General features: G+C 51.4%; 16 protein-coding genes and 1 riboswitch. Of the genes, 1 reads left to right on the top strand and 15 read right to left on the bottom strand.

Translation table 11 applies throughout. From position 1 onward, the window contains the following. Positions 1-595: 595 nt before the first annotated feature. From HCN83_RS10900 to HCN83_RS10960, 13 genes are all read right to left on the bottom strand, one after another. Complete coding sequence (locus HCN83_RS10900) at positions 596-751, bottom strand: hypothetical protein (protein ID WP_168007199.1); 156 nt, start codon at positions 749-751, stop codon at positions 596-598. A 26-nt stretch (positions 752-777) separates the two neighbouring features. Then, entirely contained in the window at positions 778-1,608 is an 831-nt protein-coding gene (locus HCN83_RS10905; protein WP_168007201.1) for an anti-sigma factor domain-containing protein, read from the bottom strand. Continuing rightward, complete coding sequence (locus HCN83_RS10910; RefSeq protein ID WP_168007203.1) at positions 1,605-2,165, bottom strand: RNA polymerase sigma factor; 561 nt, start codon at positions 2,163-2,165, stop codon at positions 1,605-1,607. The genes HCN83_RS10905 and HCN83_RS10910 overlap by 4 nt, the downstream gene beginning before the upstream one ends. A gap of 63 nt (positions 2,166-2,228) precedes the next feature. Then, the gene (locus HCN83_RS10915) at positions 2,229-3,683 is read right to left on the bottom strand and encodes an amidase family protein (RefSeq protein WP_168007339.1); all 1,455 of its coding nucleotides are present in this window, start codon (positions 3,681-3,683) and stop codon (positions 2,229-2,231) included. 142 nt (positions 3,684-3,825) lie between these two features. Then, positions 3,826-4,860, bottom strand: coding sequence for a ThiF family adenylyltransferase (locus HCN83_RS10920; RefSeq protein WP_168007205.1), 1,035 nt, complete (start codon positions 4,858-4,860; stop codon positions 3,826-3,828). Then, positions 4,860-5,627, bottom strand: a complete 768-nt coding sequence (locus tag HCN83_RS10925) for a thiazole synthase (protein ID WP_168007207.1) — start codon at positions 5,625-5,627, stop codon at positions 4,860-4,862. Before HCN83_RS10925 ends, HCN83_RS10920 begins: the two co-directional genes overlap by 1 nt. Positions 5,628-5,630: 3 nt before the next feature. Further along, the gene (gene thiS / locus HCN83_RS10930; protein WP_168007209.1) at positions 5,631-5,834 is read right to left on the bottom strand and encodes a sulfur carrier protein ThiS; all 204 of its coding nucleotides are present in this window, start codon (positions 5,832-5,834) and stop codon (positions 5,631-5,633) included. 3 nt (positions 5,835-5,837) lie between these two features. Then, on the bottom strand, positions 5,838-6,887 hold the full coding sequence (locus tag HCN83_RS10935) for an NAD(P)/FAD-dependent oxidoreductase (protein WP_168007211.1): 1,050 nt from the start codon (positions 6,885-6,887) through the stop codon (positions 5,838-5,840). After that, on the bottom strand, positions 6,875-7,447 hold the full coding sequence (locus tag HCN83_RS10940) for a thiamine phosphate synthase (RefSeq protein WP_168007213.1): 573 nt from the start codon (positions 7,445-7,447) through the stop codon (positions 6,875-6,877). Before HCN83_RS10940 ends, HCN83_RS10935 begins: the two co-directional genes overlap by 13 nt. 73 nt (positions 7,448-7,520) lie before the next feature. Continuing rightward, positions 7,521-7,631: riboswitch (TPP riboswitch) on the bottom strand. Between the two features lie 50 nt (positions 7,632-7,681). Then, positions 7,682-9,382: a thiol reductant ABC exporter subunit CydC gene (gene cydC, locus HCN83_RS10945; protein WP_168007215.1), complete on the bottom strand. Its 1,701-nt coding sequence runs from the start codon at positions 9,380-9,382 to the stop codon at positions 7,682-7,684. Next, positions 9,379-11,100 carry a thiol reductant ABC exporter subunit CydD gene (cydD, locus tag HCN83_RS10950; RefSeq protein ID WP_168007217.1) on the bottom strand — a complete coding sequence of 574 codons (1,722 nt, stop codon included), beginning with the start codon at positions 11,098-11,100 and terminating at the stop codon, positions 9,379-9,381. The genes cydC and cydD overlap by 4 nt, the downstream gene beginning before the upstream one ends. 108 nt (positions 11,101-11,208) lie before the next feature. Further along, positions 11,209-11,808: a YpjP family protein gene (locus tag HCN83_RS10955; RefSeq protein WP_168007219.1), complete on the bottom strand. Its 600-nt coding sequence runs from the start codon at positions 11,806-11,808 to the stop codon at positions 11,209-11,211. An 81-nt stretch (positions 11,809-11,889) separates the two neighbouring features. Next, positions 11,890-12,786, bottom strand: coding sequence for a F510_1955 family glycosylhydrolase (locus HCN83_RS10960; RefSeq protein ID WP_168007221.1), 897 nt, complete (start codon positions 12,784-12,786; stop codon positions 11,890-11,892). Positions 12,787-12,972: 186 nt separating this feature from the next. Here HCN83_RS10960 and HCN83_RS10965 point away from each other — a divergent pair, with 186 nt between their 5' ends. After that, positions 12,973-14,139, top strand: coding sequence for a TraB/GumN family protein (locus HCN83_RS10965; RefSeq protein WP_168007223.1), 1,167 nt, complete (start codon positions 12,973-12,975; stop codon positions 14,137-14,139). Positions 14,140-15,164: 1,025 nt separating this feature from the next. Here the strand turns inward: HCN83_RS10965 and HCN83_RS10970 are convergent. Continuing rightward, on the bottom strand, positions 15,165-15,794 hold the full coding sequence (locus tag HCN83_RS10970) for a hypothetical protein (RefSeq protein ID WP_168007225.1): 630 nt from the start codon (positions 15,792-15,794) through the stop codon (positions 15,165-15,167). A gap of 88 nt (positions 15,795-15,882) precedes the next feature. Further along, entirely contained in the window at positions 15,883-17,010 is a 1,128-nt protein-coding gene (locus HCN83_RS10975; RefSeq protein ID WP_168007227.1) for an acyl-CoA dehydrogenase family protein, read from the bottom strand. Positions 17,011-17,085 lie beyond the last annotated feature (75 nt).

Here is a 17,085-nt window from a genome sequence, read left to right on the forward strand (position 1 = left end):
CGGTTGACTCGCCGATCATGGGGATTTTCCCACGCTGCTTCCTCCATTATCCTCACATCCTTTCTGCTTTCTTTCAGCATGCCAGAGGCGTGATAGGGAAAACAGGCACAGATTCTTTGACGCTTACTTACCAGCGGTCAAAAGTAACTTACGCAACTTAACAGACCGTTATAACGAATAAAACAACTTAAGGCTTCGCAAAAGCAACATAACGCGAGGCAATGCTAACAGTCGCCTGCAACCACTGAGACGTTGATTTCGATGGCTGTCCGCTGCATCCCCGGCGAATGCTGTGAAGGACAGGCATCACCGTTCCTTTAAGGTACTCGCAAAGGGAAGGTCCAATCACTAGTGAACAAGCTCGTGCCAATAGAAATAAAACATTTCACCTTTTCTTCCAGTTTCCGGCATCGACTCCGTGAGGATCAGAACGAGACGAAGATCCGGCATACAGCAGGAGGGAAACCCGAGCCCGTCCCCCCCCACCGGAAAGCGAGTGCCAGCAGATACAAGCAGATGCAGCATGATTCACCTGAATCGACTTTCTCAACAAACTGTAAAACCGCATCATAACAGATGCGGTTTCTGAGGGGTGTCAGGATGGTCCTTCCCGGCTGCGGTGTTTTTTTATTTTCAGCAGATCCTTTGCATCTACCTGCCTGTTGAGCCTTGCCCTGTAGAGCAGCCAGGATACTCCGGCAATCAACAGAAGGATGACAGCAGTAAGGATCAGAAATACTGGCAGATACATGACACGGTCCCCCCTTTATTCACGTTCTATTGGGAGGCGAGCAGAATCTCGCCTTCCGGCTGCAGGCTGTTCGGCTGAGGCTCCAGACTGATGGCAATTTGATCAATCTGCGTATCTTCCATTTCTGTCAGCCTGTAAGTTACAGCTCCGTTCCCGTTCTCATCGATCGTAAAACTGCCTGCCGGAACCGGTGTTTCTCCTTCAATTACCCATGCCTGAAATGCTTCTGTTCCCTCAAGCTGAGGCATGTTCGACACTTGTATCACCAGATCAATGTGCCCGTTCTCGGAGATAATCGTGGCAGATCCGTCTCCTTCAAAGCCTTCTCTTGCCGGACTGAGGGTGGATGCGAGCAGCACGTCCGATACGCCGTCCTGTTCTTCCAGCTGTGCCTGAAGCTCCTCAAAATCCGCTTCAAGCAAATCCCGTTCAAATACAAGCTCCTGCCGCTCTTCCTCCAGCTGGGAAGTTTCTTCAGCGAGTTGCTGACGGTCCGCAGCTTGAAAGATATTACCTGATATCGAGATGAGAAGCGCTGCTGCTGTCAGTCCCGCTGCCCAGACCGGGATACTCCGCTTCTTTTTCATCTTTTCTTCGATTGCTGGCGGCGCAGCTTCTTGCCTGTTTTCTGTTTCCTTTTCTTCAAAAACCGACCCAAGAATTCGATCTTTCATTCCCTCCGGCGGTTCGGCAGCGGCACTCATGAACGGAAGCTCCCCGGCGAGCTCTTCCCATTCCTGAAGCTCTTCTCTGCATTCTGCGCACGTCTCCAGATGCTTTTCAAAGTCGCGTCGCTCCTGTTCATTCATTTCTCTGTTGAAGTAATCAATCAGCTGATGACATTCTGTGCTGCTCACTGCCAATCCCCCCTCTCCTCATAAAGCTCCTGTTTAAGATGTTTCAACGCAAGTCTGATGCGTCCTTTCACTGTACCGAGTGGTATTCCTGCTGAATCTGCGATTCGTTTATGGGAATAGCCTTTAAAATAAAACAGCTCGATGATGACGCGCTGTTCGCTTTTCAGCTTTTGCATCGCTTCTTTAATTGTTTCCCGCCGCTGCTTCCATTCGACAAGATCATCGACCCCCGGCCCTTCATCAACCGTTTCTGCTTCCGTATGAACTTCTTCTGAAGCAGCTCGCGTATGCTTGCGGATATAATCAATTGCCGTGTTGCGAGTGATAGTGAGCAGCCAGGAAGAAAATCTCCCTTTGTCCGTATGATACACTCCTTTGCCTCGCCACAGCTTAATCATCACTTCCTGCACGATTTCTTCTGCAGCGCTTCTGTCCTGTACCATTTTATAAGCAAAAGAAAACAACAGCTTCGCGTATTTGTCATAAAGCTCTTCCATCGCCTGTTTATCCTGTTTCTTCAGCCTTTCGTAAAGAGCCGCGTCTTCCTGATTTCCCATTTCACCCTCCTTCCGGCAGAAACAGCGCTTCTGCCTTTATAACGAATAAAATACGCATTTGGATCATGCTTGATCTGGCATTAAGGGCAGAGACTGTGTCCATAAAGAGGATTGTTCAACTAAGAAAGCAGTTTGAAGGAGCAGTTCCTCCTGTCCTTTAGCGGCCATTATTTGAATTCCGAGCGGCATGCCTCTGTCCGATCCGGCCGGAATCGATACAGCTGGCTGTCCGCTTAAATTCGCGAGCTGCGTAAATGGCGTGTAGACAAGGCTTGGTTCAAACATTTCTTCGATCAGCTCCAGCCTGTCCTGCCCTCTGAGCATTCGTTCTCGCAAAGCATGCTCCTCAGCTGCCGTCCTCGTCAGCTCGCCTGCTTTTGGTGCACGAGAAGCAGCTGCAGGTGTTATGTAAAGATCAAACGTGTCGTGAAAAGCTTCCATGCGCGCTGCAATCTCGTCCCAGCTTTTCAGGCTGGCTGAATAAGCTGCAGCATCGACGTACCGGCCTGCTTCCTGGAGCATCCATGATTCGAGTTCCAGCCCGCTTCCGCCGGCTGTAAGCCCGGCTTGTTCCAGCTGACGGACAACCGAACTCATTTCACCGGCATTCATCGTGTAGTATTGCCTGATTAACGCACGTCCGTCAATACCCGGCTCCTTCTCCTCTATATAGTGCCCCTGTTCTTCCAGAAACGCTGCGGTCCGCCTGACTGACTCTTGCGCTTCCGCTGAAACTGGTGTCCCTACGGGTGATGACAGCGAAAATGCGATACGAAGCACTTTTTTCGGTTCTTTTAAGTGAAATGCAGAATCAGGAAGCTCTGGCCAGGGAAATGCTGCTTCCGGCTGAAAGTGCTGCGAAGTTTGAAGCATTGCTGCGCAGTCCCGCACGGTCCGTGTCAGAACAAAATCAATCGCTGCTCCCTGCCACTGTCTGCCTGAACCCGGTCCGACAGGCGTTCTTCCGCGAGTCGGCTTCAACCCGATAAGCCCTGTAAAAGAGGCCGGAATACGGATGGAGCCTCCACCGTCACTCGCACCGGCAGCAGGCACCATCCCAGCTGCAACTGCCGCTGCGGACCCTCCGCTTGAACCGCCGGGGCTGCGGCTGATGTCGTGCGGATTACGAGTGATTCCAAACGCCTTTGGCTCAGTGACATTTTTCAGCCCGAACTCGGGCGTGTTTGTTTGTCCGATGATGCTCAACCCGGAATTCTTCCATCTTTTTACGAGATACGAGTCTGCTTCAGCCGGAGCGGTCAGCAGCGTTGAGCCGGCTGAAAGTCTCATGCCTTTTACAGCTTGGGAAATGTCCTTCACTACAAAGGGAACACCGGCAAACCGTCCCTTTTGCTCGGATTCCGGCGGGACAGCCCGAATGATAGCATTCAGGTGCGGATTCCACTGCTTTACTGCCTGATCAGCTGCTTCCCGAACTTGTAACGCTGTCGTTTCTCCCTTCCAAATCGCTGCTGCTAATGCCAAAGCATCCATGCTTCGATATTCGTCCACTCTCATCGCCTGCACGTCCTTTCTCTGATACCTATCATACCCGAAGTCATCGCGTGATTCGACTGATTTGCGGAGCATGAGCCTGGAGCGTTTTTTAATGCAGCCTAAAAAAGCTGTCCCTCCGGCAGCACCGGTCGGGACAGCACATTTATTCTGCCTCCTGCGTCAGCGTCTGACGCTCCATGCACACATGATAAAGTCGCGTTGCTTCCTGTTTATCAGCAGTGCCGTGAATGAGTGCCCGGTTGTCCTGGAATACCATCACCCGGCGTCCTTCAATCAGGAGTTCAGTAAATGCCGCTGTTTTTCTGACAGCTTTATCTGCCAGTACGGACGAACGGAGCGCATACGTGAGATTTGCCGGACGTACCTGCACGGTATTTCTGCCGCAGAGCGTCATCACTGCAAGACCCTGCTCCTGTTTGTTTAAGGAAGGATATTCGGGATTTTTTCCACAGGACGGACAGTTTTCCTGCTTCATCTGCCCAACCTGAAAGGACCGCACTGAAAAGTCAAGCAGCTCCGCCTGAAGCAGGCCGCTTCTGAGCTTATCTTCCTGTCCGGAAAGCAGCTTCAAAGCTTCTACTGACTGCAGCCCCGCTGTTATCTGAACGGCGGGACCGAGCACGCCTGCGGTTTCGCACGACTCCGTTTCCTGATCGCTTTCCCCGAACAAACAGCGAAGACAGGGAGCTTGGTCGTTATCCGGCAGCACGGTATACGTCATGCTGCGATCAGCGAGAGCCCCGCCGTAGATGAGCGGAATTTGTTGCTTTAACGCAAAATCATTCAGTAACAGGCGCGTTTCGAAATTATCGAGCCCGTCCATGATCAATGACACTTTCTGAAACGATTCCAGCACAGCAGGAGTGATTTCTGCTGTGTACGCCTCTACCCGGACCGAGCTGTTAATCTGCTGCAGACGCTCAAGCGCAGCTTCTGCCTTTGGGCGGTTCTGCTCCGCATCCCGTTCGGTATAAAGCTGCTGCCGCTGCAGGTTCGTCAGCTCGACGATGTCGCGGTCTACGACGCTGATCCGTCCGACACCGGCTCTGCAAAGACTTTCCGCGATGCTGCTGCCGAGCGCTCCTGCTCCGGCAACCAGCACGTGGCTCTCCTGAATCAGCTGCTGTGCCCGCCCCTGGAAGCCCGGAACACGCATTTGTCGCGCATATCGTTCCATCACGACCTACGGCTCATTCCTGCAGATGGACTGCTGGCTGATGCTGACGCTGATTTGGCAATGCGCCCAGCTTCATAGCCTGCTCTGCCTGCCTCACAAGCTTTCCGCACTGCTTCGGCCATTTTAGCCGGGTCCTCTGCTCCTGCTACAGCGGAGTTAAGCAAAACACCGTCTGCACCGAGCTCCATCGCCTGGCATACATCCGCTGCTCCTCCAAGACCGGCATCCACAATAATCGGACAGGACAACTCCTCAGTGATGATTTTTAAGTTGTACGGATTTAAAATGCCGAGCCCTGATCCGATCGGAGACGCTGCAGGCATGACCGCATGGCAGCCGATTGCCTCAAGCCGTTTGGCAAGCACGATATCATCGGACGTATAGGCAAGCACCGTGAAGCCTTTTTCCAGAAGCTGTTCAGAAGCTTTTAACGTTTCGACCGGATCCGGCATCAGCGTGCGGCTGCAGCCGATTACTTCCACTTTCACCATGTCACATAGTCCCGCTGCACGGGCAAGCTCTGCGGTGCGGACCGCTTCCTCTGCAGTAGCTGCTCCCGCCGTATTCGGAAGCATCTGATACTGATCGAGATCAAGCCCTGCGAACACATCCTGATCCGCTGTTTCCAAGTCGATTCGTCTGACTGCAAAGGTCAGCACTTCTGTTCCGGAAGCTTTTACAGCAGCCTCCTGTTCTTCTGCATTCCTGTATTTACCTGTTCCCAGCATCAGCCGTGACTGAAGCTGATAATCTCCTAATTTCAGCATCGTTTATCCTCCTCCTACAAAATGTACAACTTCCAGCTGATCGCCGTCCTGAACCGGCTGGCTCTCCCAGTCCTCTTTTTGGAGGATCGTGCCATTTTGCTCTACAGCGGTGCGCTTTCCGTTCAGTTCCAGTTCAGCAAGTAGATCAGCAATCGTTTTCGTCTGTCCATCGATCTCTTTCGTTTTTCCATTCACAATTACGTGCATGATTTATTCTCCTTCCGGATGAAATGGCTGAAGAGCTTCTGGTACCGTTCCCGACTCACAGGCTTCTGCAAGCAGCTTTCCTGTATAACCAGAAAACAAAATGCCGTTCCGGTAATGACCTGTATTCACATACAATCCGGCAGCGAGACGACCGATTGCAGGTCTTCCGTGAACGCTTTTCGGTCTGACGCCGGCCCATTTTTGGTTGACTGCCCCGCCTGAAAGCTCCGGACAAATTCTTACTGCTTCGTTTAACAGCCATTCCTCCGACGCCGGCTTCACATGGAGCGTCGTATCATAAGGTGTTTCTGTCGCTCCGCAAATAACGGAACCGTCTGCTTTTGGTACCAGATAAACGGTTTCTGTTACAAGAACTGTATTTAATACAGGGGATTCCGGCTGGAAACGGAGACACTCTCCTTTTACTGGCACCATCTCCGGCATGCCCGGACAAGGAGCAGGCCCAATGCCGCCCGCATAAAGAACGTGTCGTCCGACGTATACCTTTCCAGCAGCGGTCACTGCCCAGAAGCCGTTTTCAGCAGCGACATTCGTAGCCTGGGCCGGATAGATGATGTCCACACCTGCAGCTTCTGCAGCTGCCGCTAGTGTGTTTAAGTAGGCGGTTGCTTCCACCTGGGCTTCCTGCGGAAACGAGATTCCTGCAAGCGGCTGCCGGACCCCGTCTATCTCCGGAGCTTCCTCTAATGTCAGACCGGCTTTTTCTGCGTGCGCTTCCAGTTCCTCTCGCCCTTTTTCAGAATAAGCGAGTCTCCATGCGCCTGTTTTCTTTAGTCCTGCCTGCACGCCTGTCTGCTTCTCCAAGTCCGGAACCCATTTTTTTAAATAGTCACGTGCGGATTCTGCATAGGATCTAATTTTCTCATCCGGGAGCCATTCCGTCGAGGCTCCGAGCATGCCTGCAGCAGCAGAAGAAGCTCCGGCACCAGGCTTATCGCGTTCCAGTACAATAGTCTTTAATCCTTTTCGAGCCGCATGGACTGCGGAAGCCATTCCATTGACACCTCCGCCGATCACGATTAAATCGTACATAGCCGATCACGCTCCTTTCGCAGTTGTTCTCCTACTTTGCCAGGTTCTTCAGCTTCCATCACGGCTGATAAAAAACCTGCACCGCTGTAACCACGCTCGTAAAACAAATTCAGTGTCGACTTTTCAGCACCGCCGATCCCGATTACCGGCACAGAAGCACACCTCAGCACTTCTCGCTGCTCGTGAAGAGGCATCACCTGCTTTGGTGCGCTCAAAGGCGGCAGGACCGGTCCGCTGATAACAAAGGCAGCCTTTTCCGTCTCTGCCTGCAGCAGTTCATTCACGCTGTGGATCGACTTGCCTCCACCTGTTTCACTAACGCTTCCGGACGGTGAATGAACGGTACCGCTCCAAGCCTCCCAGCCCGGCGTCTTTTTGTTTACGATCAGCTTGATCGTAAACGTTTGCTCTAAATACCATTGAAAAAAAGCGTTGCTCTGCTCTACTGTCCACTGCGGTTCTCTAAGATGAACTGCATCGAAGCTTTCATTAAGCTCCGAGATTACCACTGCCAGCTGCTCCGGCCGCATCGATCCCGTACTTATGGCGTGCAGATCCAAGCTATCTCCCCCTTCTGTATGCAGAAAAAAGCGCTCTCCTGATGACAGGAAAGCGCTTCAAAAGCCACGTTGTGTGTCTTTGATGTCACTTCCCTACGCCAGTACAATCTGGATCAGGTTCCGGGAGTCCCAAAGCGCCGCTTCGATCTCAGCCCCCTCATACGGGGCACCTCCAGTGAGCTTCTATTTAATTTCCAGTTTAGTCGCGCCGGCGTCCTTTGTCAATCGTTACAATCAGGCAACGACTTCCGCTTCCACCAGCTTCATCTGATAGAAACTGCCTTGCCGTCGCATCAATTCCTGATACGTGCCTGATTCAACCAGTCTGCCTTCCTCCATCACAAGAATCTGATCCATCGCTTCGAGGCCGCTTAAATCGTGAGAGATAAGAAAGAACGTGCTTCCGGCTGATGCATGCTCTATTTCCGCTCCGACTTCCGCTGCGGTCGCTGCATCAACGGAAGCTGCCGGCTCATCTAAAATCCAGACCGGCTTTTGACGAAGCAGCAGTCTCGCTGTTCCAAGTCTCCGGCGCTCCCCGCCGGATAAGTTAGCAGCCCGCTCCTCCAGCAACGTGTCCAGACTTAAGTAGCCGAGCCGGACCTGCTCCAGAACCTGCTGCAAATCAGCATCATCTGCCTCCTCGGCAAATAAATTGTCACGCACTGTCGCAGCGAAGAAATGCTGCTCCTGCAGCTGAGCATTGACGTGCGGCCAAATCGTCGTTTCATCCAGAGCACCAGTCGATACATTTCCGTAGCTCACGGTCCCCTGTTCAGGCAAATAGATACCAAGCATCAGCTGCGCCAGCGTTGATTTACCTGAACCACTTGCACCGACCACAGCTGTCCGCGATCCAGCCGGCAGTGTGAAGGAAACGTCTTTAATAACCGGACGAACTTCACCAGGATACGTAAACTGTACCGCATCAAACCGAATCGGCACATCCGCTCGTTTCAGTGCTGTGCCGCTCCGCTGCGGCTGTTCCTGCTGCTCTTCTTCTATCGCTTCGTCGAGCCTTGCTGCGGCCTGGCGGCTCTCTTCTGCATAGGAAGGATATTGGGCCATCGGCACGGCATTCTCAAATACGGTAAGACTGATCATCATGAGCATTGCCAGATAAATACCGTCTAACGTGCCATTTGCTGTCATCACCACACCGGTTACGAGAACGAGCCAGGAAATAAGAAATGCCGTGCTCTGGTTCCATGTGAGTCCCGCCAGTCTGCTCCCTGCAGCCTTGCGCTGCTTGCCGACATAGCTGTCCGCTGCTTCTAACAGCTCCTCTTCTTTATCATCCAGCTTTTGAAACAACTTTAGATCCTGATAGCCGTAAAAAAACTCCGCTGCATCCGTTGAAAGCTTTCCTCTTGCTTCCCTGATGCCGGCAGATGCCCGCTGCTGTCTGCCGCGGTAAATTGCTGGCAGGATCCAGCCTGCAAGAAGCACCCCGCCGACAAGAAGAGCCGCTGCTGCCGGAGAAAAGAAAACTGTAAAAGCAATCGTTGCTGTAAACACAGCAGCCATCACGACAGGCGGATAGAAGACGCGCAGAAAATAGTTTTGCAGGCTTTCTACGTCTCCGACAATCCGGGACAGCAGATCACCGCTTTGAAATCGGTGTGTAATCCGTGGAGCGAGCGGTGCAATCTGCCGGAAAAAATGAGTTCGTACGCTGCTGAGCATCGTAAACGTTGCCCGGTGCGAATAAAGCCGTTCACCATAGCGGCTCAGCCCACGCGTAAAGCTGAACAGCTTTAACAACGCAATCGTCACTGTTAACACGTACAGAGGCGGCTCAATTGCCGCTCTTGAGATAAGGTAGCCGCTGTTTGCAAACAAAGCAACAGCGCCCATCCCGGCAAGGAACCCAAAGAGGACAGACAGGAACACGTCCCGTTTTTCACGTAAAACAAACGATCGGATCAGCTTCATATTTCCACCTCCTGCCGATTCAGCATCTGTCTGTAGCGAACCGAGCTTTCCAACAGTGCTTCATGTGTGCCGGATTCCACCACCCGGCCTTGTTCCATCACTAAAATTTTGTCTGCTCGTCGTATCGTGTGCAGACGGTGGGCAATGGTAACGACCGTTGCCGTGCGGCCGAGCTCTTCAAGTGCCTGCTGCAGCACCTGTTCCGTGCGGACATCAAGTCCGGAAGTCGGTTCATCAAAAAAGAGCAGGTGCGGCTTTTTCATAAATGCTCTTGCAAGGGCGACACGCTGTTTCTCTCCTCCCGAGAGCCCGCGTCCTCCGTCGCCAATCACTGTCTCCAAGCCATTCGGCAGCTCCTCTATAAGCGCCGCCAGTCCAGACTGTTCTACAGCAGCTGTCAGGTCGCTTTCAGGTGCATCCGCCATTCCGAGAGCAATGTTTTCACGCAGCGTACCGGCGAACATATACGGATGCTGGGTGACATAGGCGGTCTTTTGAAACCAGCCTGCTTCACTGTAGCTTCCCTGCTCCAGTCCGTTTGCTTTTATCTGTCCGTCAGCTTCAAGCAGACCGGATGCAGCCTGCATCAGTGTGGTTTTCCCCGAGCCGCTTTTCCCGATGACAGCGGTGCTTGAGCCGGCCGCCAATGTTTCTGATACAGGCCCCAGCTGAAAGCGGCCGTCCTCGTACGTATAGGAAATCGCTTCAAATGAAAGCTCCGGCGCCTTTTCCAGCACAGCTGCTCCTGTCCGTTCCGGCTCAGTCTCTCCATCAAGCTCAGCATACACACGCTCCGCTGCTGCCATACTGCCCCTTCCCGTGTGAAAGGCACTGCCCATCTCTTTAAGCGATGCAAAAAATTCTGGAGCAAGTATCAGCACAAAAAAGGCAGTAAAAAACGACAGCTGATCGTAAATCACGAGGCGGAGTCCTACTTCAAGTGCAACGAGCGATATACTGAGCATCGAAATAAATTCGAGCATGAGCGAGGAAAGAAAGGCCACTTTCAACACCGTCATCGTCGCATCCCGGTAGCCTAAACTGCTCGCCTCTACCTCTTGTTCCTGCTGCCTCGCCCGTCCGAACAGACGGAGCGTGCCAAGCCCCTGCAGCACGTCTAAAAATTTTCCGGAAAACGCCTGCAATTTCTCAAGCTGCTCGTCTGATTTCGCCTGGGTGCTCCTGCCGATCATAATCATGACAAGCGGAATGAACGGCGCAGTGACGAGCAGGATCAGTCCGGAAACCCAGTTCATGTAGAAAATAGCGCCAAGCAATATAAGCGGCACAAGAGACGACTGCATCATGACTACGTAATAACTGCTGAAATAAGCATCGATTTCATCCACTGCATCGAGCAGCGTACTGACTTTTCGACCAGTCTGCTGGCTCCCTGCCTGCTGAAGCGGCTGTTTTTTGAACGTTGCCAGCAGCTGTCTGCGAAAACGCTGCTTGACTTCTGCTGCGAGCCATTCACCTGTTCGATTGTTCACATATTGAAGCGCAGCGCGCAGCAGCAGTGCCGCCGCAGCCCCTCCCAGGAGCCAGATGACATCACCCGGTCCGCTTCCGCCGAGAAAAACAGCATCAACGACAGCGACGATGAAGTACGTCTGCAGTACGATCGTGAATCCGATCAGAACTGAGACGGTCATCAGCAGCAATCTCGTCTTTTTATATTCTTTGGAGAGCTCTTTTAACCTCTCTTTCACACTCATAAACGTTCTCCTTTATGCATGGGTCATTCTCCTATTATAAACGAAACGGACGTGATTTCGACAGGAAAAAGACCGGTCCGGAAAACCGGCCGGTCCTGCAGAGCACCCCTAGTGGGACATCCACTTGGGCGGTGTATTTTTATCCCAGTAAACATCAGCGATCGTATGATGCTCTTCAAAATCATCCTCTTTCATATGGTAGTGAAAGTTGAAATAATACCCTTGCTTCGGCTTCATATCCCGCCTGACGTGAAACCGGATCACATCCGTCTCTGCTTCTTCATCATAAATATGGAAGATCTTCTCCCCGTATCCGCTTGACGGATGCTCGGAAATGGAAAGCTTTACCGGCATCTCATCTTCATCATAAATCGATGAGATGACATCTTCCATTTTCGGAATGATTTCCTCCAAAATATTATCTTCAACTTTGTTCAGTATTTTTGGTCCGAGCTTGGAATACATTTGCTCCTTCGCCTGCGAAGTTAAATCTTCCAGCTGTTCCTCTGTCGTTAAATAGAGGCTTTCCTCTTCCATAATGGTGCTGTCTGAGACAGAATCAAATGCGGAAGATGTATCATACTTTACTTCATCCGGCTGTTCAGAATCTTTTTTCTCTTTTTTGCCTTCCTCATCTTCGGGAACGTAGGCACCGAGAGTCAGGATGGACAGCGTTATCATCGTTATTCTTCTGAGCCACAATTTCATACACGACACATCCCTTTCTGCACGGCCTTTTATTCAGTTTAACACGCAAAAGAAGCCGGTTGGCAGTTTTTTCACTATTCCCTACTTTTCAACCGGTTGGCTGTTTTCTGCCAGCTGAATCCAGGATTGTCCTCCGTCTTCTGTCACATATATATCTTCCTCTGCCGTTCCAACAGCAAGACGGTCCCTGTCCTCAGGATGGAGTGCAATATGCAGCACCGCGTCTTCATCGAGCGTGAAACCAACACTCTCCCAGCTGTCTCCAAAATCTTCGCTTACCATGAGGCTTCCGCCTTCTGCATCAGCCGTGTAAGCGTACAGTACACCGTTTTCGGCCGCGGCACTTACCATTACCCGGGACTGATCCGTCAGCTCCCAGGATTCACCGGCATCCGGTGATTCATAGATCCCGCCTCGTCCGCTGATGAGCAAATGGTCCGGGTTCTCCGGATTGGATACAAGCGAAATCACGTCCGGATACTGCTCGGGCAGATTCGATGCCTCGAGCCGGTCCCAGTCCGTTCCGCCGTTATCGGAGCGGTAAAAGGAAGAGTCCGATGCGTTAATACCGTACATACGGGTTTCATCACCACGGTTAACCTCCATATGATGGAAATCCGTCTCGCCGGCAAGCGCAATCTGTTCCCAATGTTTCCCGCCGTCCGTACTCCTAATAAAGCCGATTGGATCCGGCAGTTCTGAATCATGTGAAGGGTGTCCGCTTGATACCATTGTATTATCCTCTAATAGCGTAAAGCCCATTAAATCATGCTGTTCCTCATGTTCAGCAGGATCTCTCCAGATCCCGTTTTCATCAATCGTTTTGACACCGTGATGCGTCGATACGTGAAGGGTGTCCTCTTGTTCACGATCAAATTCCAGTCCGTGTATATGTTCAAACGTGTCCACCTCGTGACCTGCCGCCTGTGAACATCCGGCGGCAAGAAGCAGGAAAGCGGCTGCAGCTGTCTTTTTCATAACGAGTCCCTCCTGTTCTGAGAGCATTATAGCATATACATTGCCCCGCGGCAGAGTTTAAGTGAAAATGTACGATTATTGTCAACATTTTGCGGCTGTCTGCTATCGTTTGGAGTGGCCCGGCATTGAAAAACGCGGGCGTTTCGTTCAATATAGATGAAGAGACGAAAGAAATGAGGGCCTTGCATGAACGAAGATAATATTACAAGACTAACTGTGAACGATAAAGAATTGATTTTGATCGGTACCGCGCACGTATCCAAGTCGAGCGCTGAAGAAGTGAAGCACGTTATTGAATCAGAGCAGCCAGATTCTGTATGCGTCGAGCTCGATGAACAGCGGTATCAATCTGTGATGGACAGTGACAGATGGAAGAACATGGACATATTTAAGGTGATCCGTGAAAAGAAAGCAACCCTGCTGTTTATGAATCTTGCAATCTCGTCCTTTCAAAACCGGATGGCCAAACAGTTCGGCATTAAACCGGGACAGGAAATGATTCAGGGGATCGAATCTGCTGAATCCATTGGAGCTGATCTCGTCCTTGCTGACCGCGACATTCAGACGACCTTCGCCCGCATTTGGGGAAACCTTCGCTTTGGCGGCAAAGCCAAGCTGATCACGTCGATTTTCGGAAGCGTGATTGTTCAGGAGAAAATTTCAGAAGCGGAACTTGAGCGGATGAAGAAGCAGGATACGCTGAATGCCGCCATGCATGAATTTTCTCAGGCTTTCCCGCGTCTGAAAGAGCCGTTGATCGACGAACGAGATCAGTATCTCGCTCAGAAAATAAAGGAGGCTCCCGGAAAGAAAGTTGTCGCCGTATTAGGGGCAGCTCACATCCCCGGTATTTTAAAAGAAATTGAACATGAGCAGGACCTTAAGAAGCTGACGGAAATACCAAAAAAATCACTGCTGCCTAAAATCATTGGCTGGGCCATTCCGCTCGCCATTATTTCTGTGATTCTGTACACCTTCTTGAATAATCCGGCGGCCGGTTTGGAGCAAACGATCAGCTGGCTGCTTTGGAACGGATCCCTTTCAGCACTTGGTGCAGCCATCGCCTTTGGTCATCCGCTCGCAGTTTTAACCGCGTTTGTCATCGCACCGCTCAGCTCGCTTAATCCGCTGATGGCTGCAGGCTGGTTCTCCGGATTCGTCCAGGCGTATATCCGCCGTCCGAACGTTGGCGATTTGGAAGTGCTCTCAGATGACGTGCAATCGTTAAAAGGCTTCTGGCAAAACAAGGTTACCAGAGTGCTTCTCGTTGTCATCCTTACGAATATTGGGAGCACGCTCGGCACCTTTATCGGAGGAGCCGATGTCCTCCGGTTGTTTTTTGAAAATCTGTAGGATTGGTCGGTTAAACTCTCCATACGAGCTGTTTTCAGCTGCAAAAGTAAGCCCTGCCGCGAATTGACGCAGCAGGGCTTTCTCATTAAATCGGGTTATCTTTACAAAGGGCCTGCCAGCCGCTGCTGATTGAGCGTCAGGTCATCTGCATCCTTTGACCTAAAAACAACTTAACACAGAGCAATAGATGCACAAACGTCGTAAAAAATAACTTAACGCAGTGCAAATGTCACTCAACGGAGGTCAAAAACGATTCAGGCAACTTAACAGGCCGTTATAACGAATAAACGAACTTAAGACCGCTCAATCGTTACTTAACGTGACATAAAGACGATAAACAACCGTAAAGACCGCAGACTGTGCTTATCCTGTGCTTTCTCAAGACGATTGCAGCCCTGACGCTATCGCGTCAGGGCTGCCAGGCTGTTGAAAAAGTCTTTCAACTTACATATTTATTCGTTTGATTGTATTTCCCCTCTGCTTACCAGCGGAAGCTTGCCGTGGGCTGGCCTTCAGCTATTTCTCAGGGCGACCCCTGAGAAAGGATCTTCAGACTGCGCTGATCCCACGGGCGTCCCCGCCGGACACATCGGGGAAACGGCTCTGATTCATGGAGAACAGCGTCACGACAGGCAGGTGCGACCGCTTTTTTTACCTTTTATACTGAATTGTAGGAAGAATTGGCATCCCTATTCAACATCGAAACGTCTCATCGGGAAGGTTCTATTCGTATGGAAGTCGATCGTGCCTTCATAACCAGCACATGAAACGCACTGCCAGCTGCCGGCATCGAAGGATCTCGACTCCGGGAGGATCAGAACGAGGCGAAGATCCAGCGCTTCCGACAGCGGAAGGAAACGGTTAGCTGAGCCCGTTCCCTCCGGAAAGCGAGTGTCCGCAGATACAGCCAGATGCAACGTTATTCACTTAAAATGACTTTATCAACACTCTGGCAGCCCTGACGCTATCGCGTCAGGGCTGCCTTTTCATGTGCGCTTGACTGCCGGCAAGTATGCTGACCGCTCTTACCGTTTTTCACGGTTGGCACCATAAGGTATCGTATAAAAATAGACATCATCCCGCTTGAAGCGTTGAAAAAAACCGGGCGCTTCATTAGAAGCAAGCTGCTTCGGAGTATACGTACGCCCGAGCAGCTGCGGCATCCGCTCCTGAGAATCAAGCGGCGTCGCCTCTGCTTTTTCCAGTACGTCCCCGACGATGCCAAGTGACAGTTTTTCTTCAAGAATTTGCTTCGTCTGGTAAACAGACAGGAATGGGTAGCCTGAGCCGCCTTCGTAAACGGCATGCAGAAAAATTAATTCATAATCGAGCTGCATCAGCCTTCGAAACCAACTCAGCTTTTCTTTTTTCGATTTCGCCTTGGTTATCGCTTCCGTCACTTCTTTGCTTTCTTCGTAACGACCGTAAATCATGCTCTCCAGCTGGCTAAATGTATTGTTGAAATAAACTTTCCGGTGATCATGTGGAATTCCTTTTGGATTCAGTTCGACTTCATACATATAATAGCCGCTTCCGTCCTTTTGTATCTCTCCATCCCGGAACATTCGTCGAAGGTCAATATCGTGATAACGCCGCTTTTTTTGCAGCTGCGAGGGAGCCGGAGGGTTCGGCCGCTTTCTGTCATGTGGCAGCATAGCGTTCACCCTTTTCTTAGATGTTACTTGTATTGTACACCTTGTATAATACACGTACAAGGAAACGGTTTCATGCTGCTGCGCTGTTTTATTCCCAGCGTTTCAACGCTTCATCCGCAAGCTGGTCCAGCACAATATCGTCCATCGGCGGATTGTGAAGACCTGCGCGAATATCCCGGTAGCAGCGCTGCAAGGTGCTTTGTTCCGAGAGACTGCCTGCTCCGCCGATCCGCATCGCCAGATCGACTATCCGCATGCCGTTATTTGTCACAGTATATTTCGCAGCTGAGAGTTCCGGCTGCACGAGCTTTCTGTCTTCAAATCTGGCTGCTTCATACTGCTCAGCTGCCCGGTATAAAACCGCTTCGCTCTGACGGAGCAGCAGCTCCATTTCTCCGAGTTTTGCCCGTACGTGGGCTGTTTCACTGATCGTTCCATTCAGCGAGTTTGGAGAGTAGGAACGACTGAACTTAGCCGCTGTCCGAAATGCACGCTCTGCAATTCCTAAATAACAGGCCGGGATGTGCAACAGCCATCCGTTGACCGGCTGAACGGTCCGGGACTTCAGCTGAATCTTTGCATTCCGGCTCAATTCGACGTTCTCAAGCCGCAAATCATGACTTGCCGTTCCCCGCATCGCTACTGAATCCCACGTATCCTGGATTGTAATACCAGCCGTCTTCATCGGCACGAGAAATTGCGCAGGGCCATCTCCCTCTATATCTGCGGTAATAGCCGCGTAATCGAGTGCCGGAGCCATGGAGGCAAAGGCTTTATGACCGTTCAGTATCCAACCGTTCTCCGATTGTTCAGCTGTTGTTTCCGGCATGCCGCCTCTTGCAGGACTGCCGGACGCCCGCTCGGAAGCGACTGCGTTAAATAGTTTTCCGGAAACGGCTTCGCGCATTAGAAACTGCTGCTGTTCATCGATCCATAAATCGTGTTCTCGCATATGATACAGCAGGCCGTTATGCCACCCCATGCACAAAGCAGAAGCTCCGTCTGCCCGGGCAAGCTGCTGCTGCAGCTTTAAAAAATCCGGCAGGTTCATCCCTAAGCCGCCAAGCTCCTCCGGTACGGTCAAAGCGGAATAACCTGCTGTTTTCAGCATATCAGCTGTCTCTTCCGGGAATGTCCCCTCCCGATCATGTCTGTCACCGGATGCTGCTATCGTCTCTTCCTGTTCCAGCAGCCAGGTCATCATTTTTTCTTTCACATCCGTCACCTCCACATACCCATATGCTACACCTTACCTTTCTGCTTTAGCTACTTAAACGCACGCAAAAAAAAC

Source organism: Alkalicoccus luteus (assembly GCF_012034335.1).
Taxonomy (GTDB): Bacteria; Bacillota; Bacilli; order Bacillales; family Salisediminibacteriaceae; genus Alkalicoccus; species Alkalicoccus luteus_A.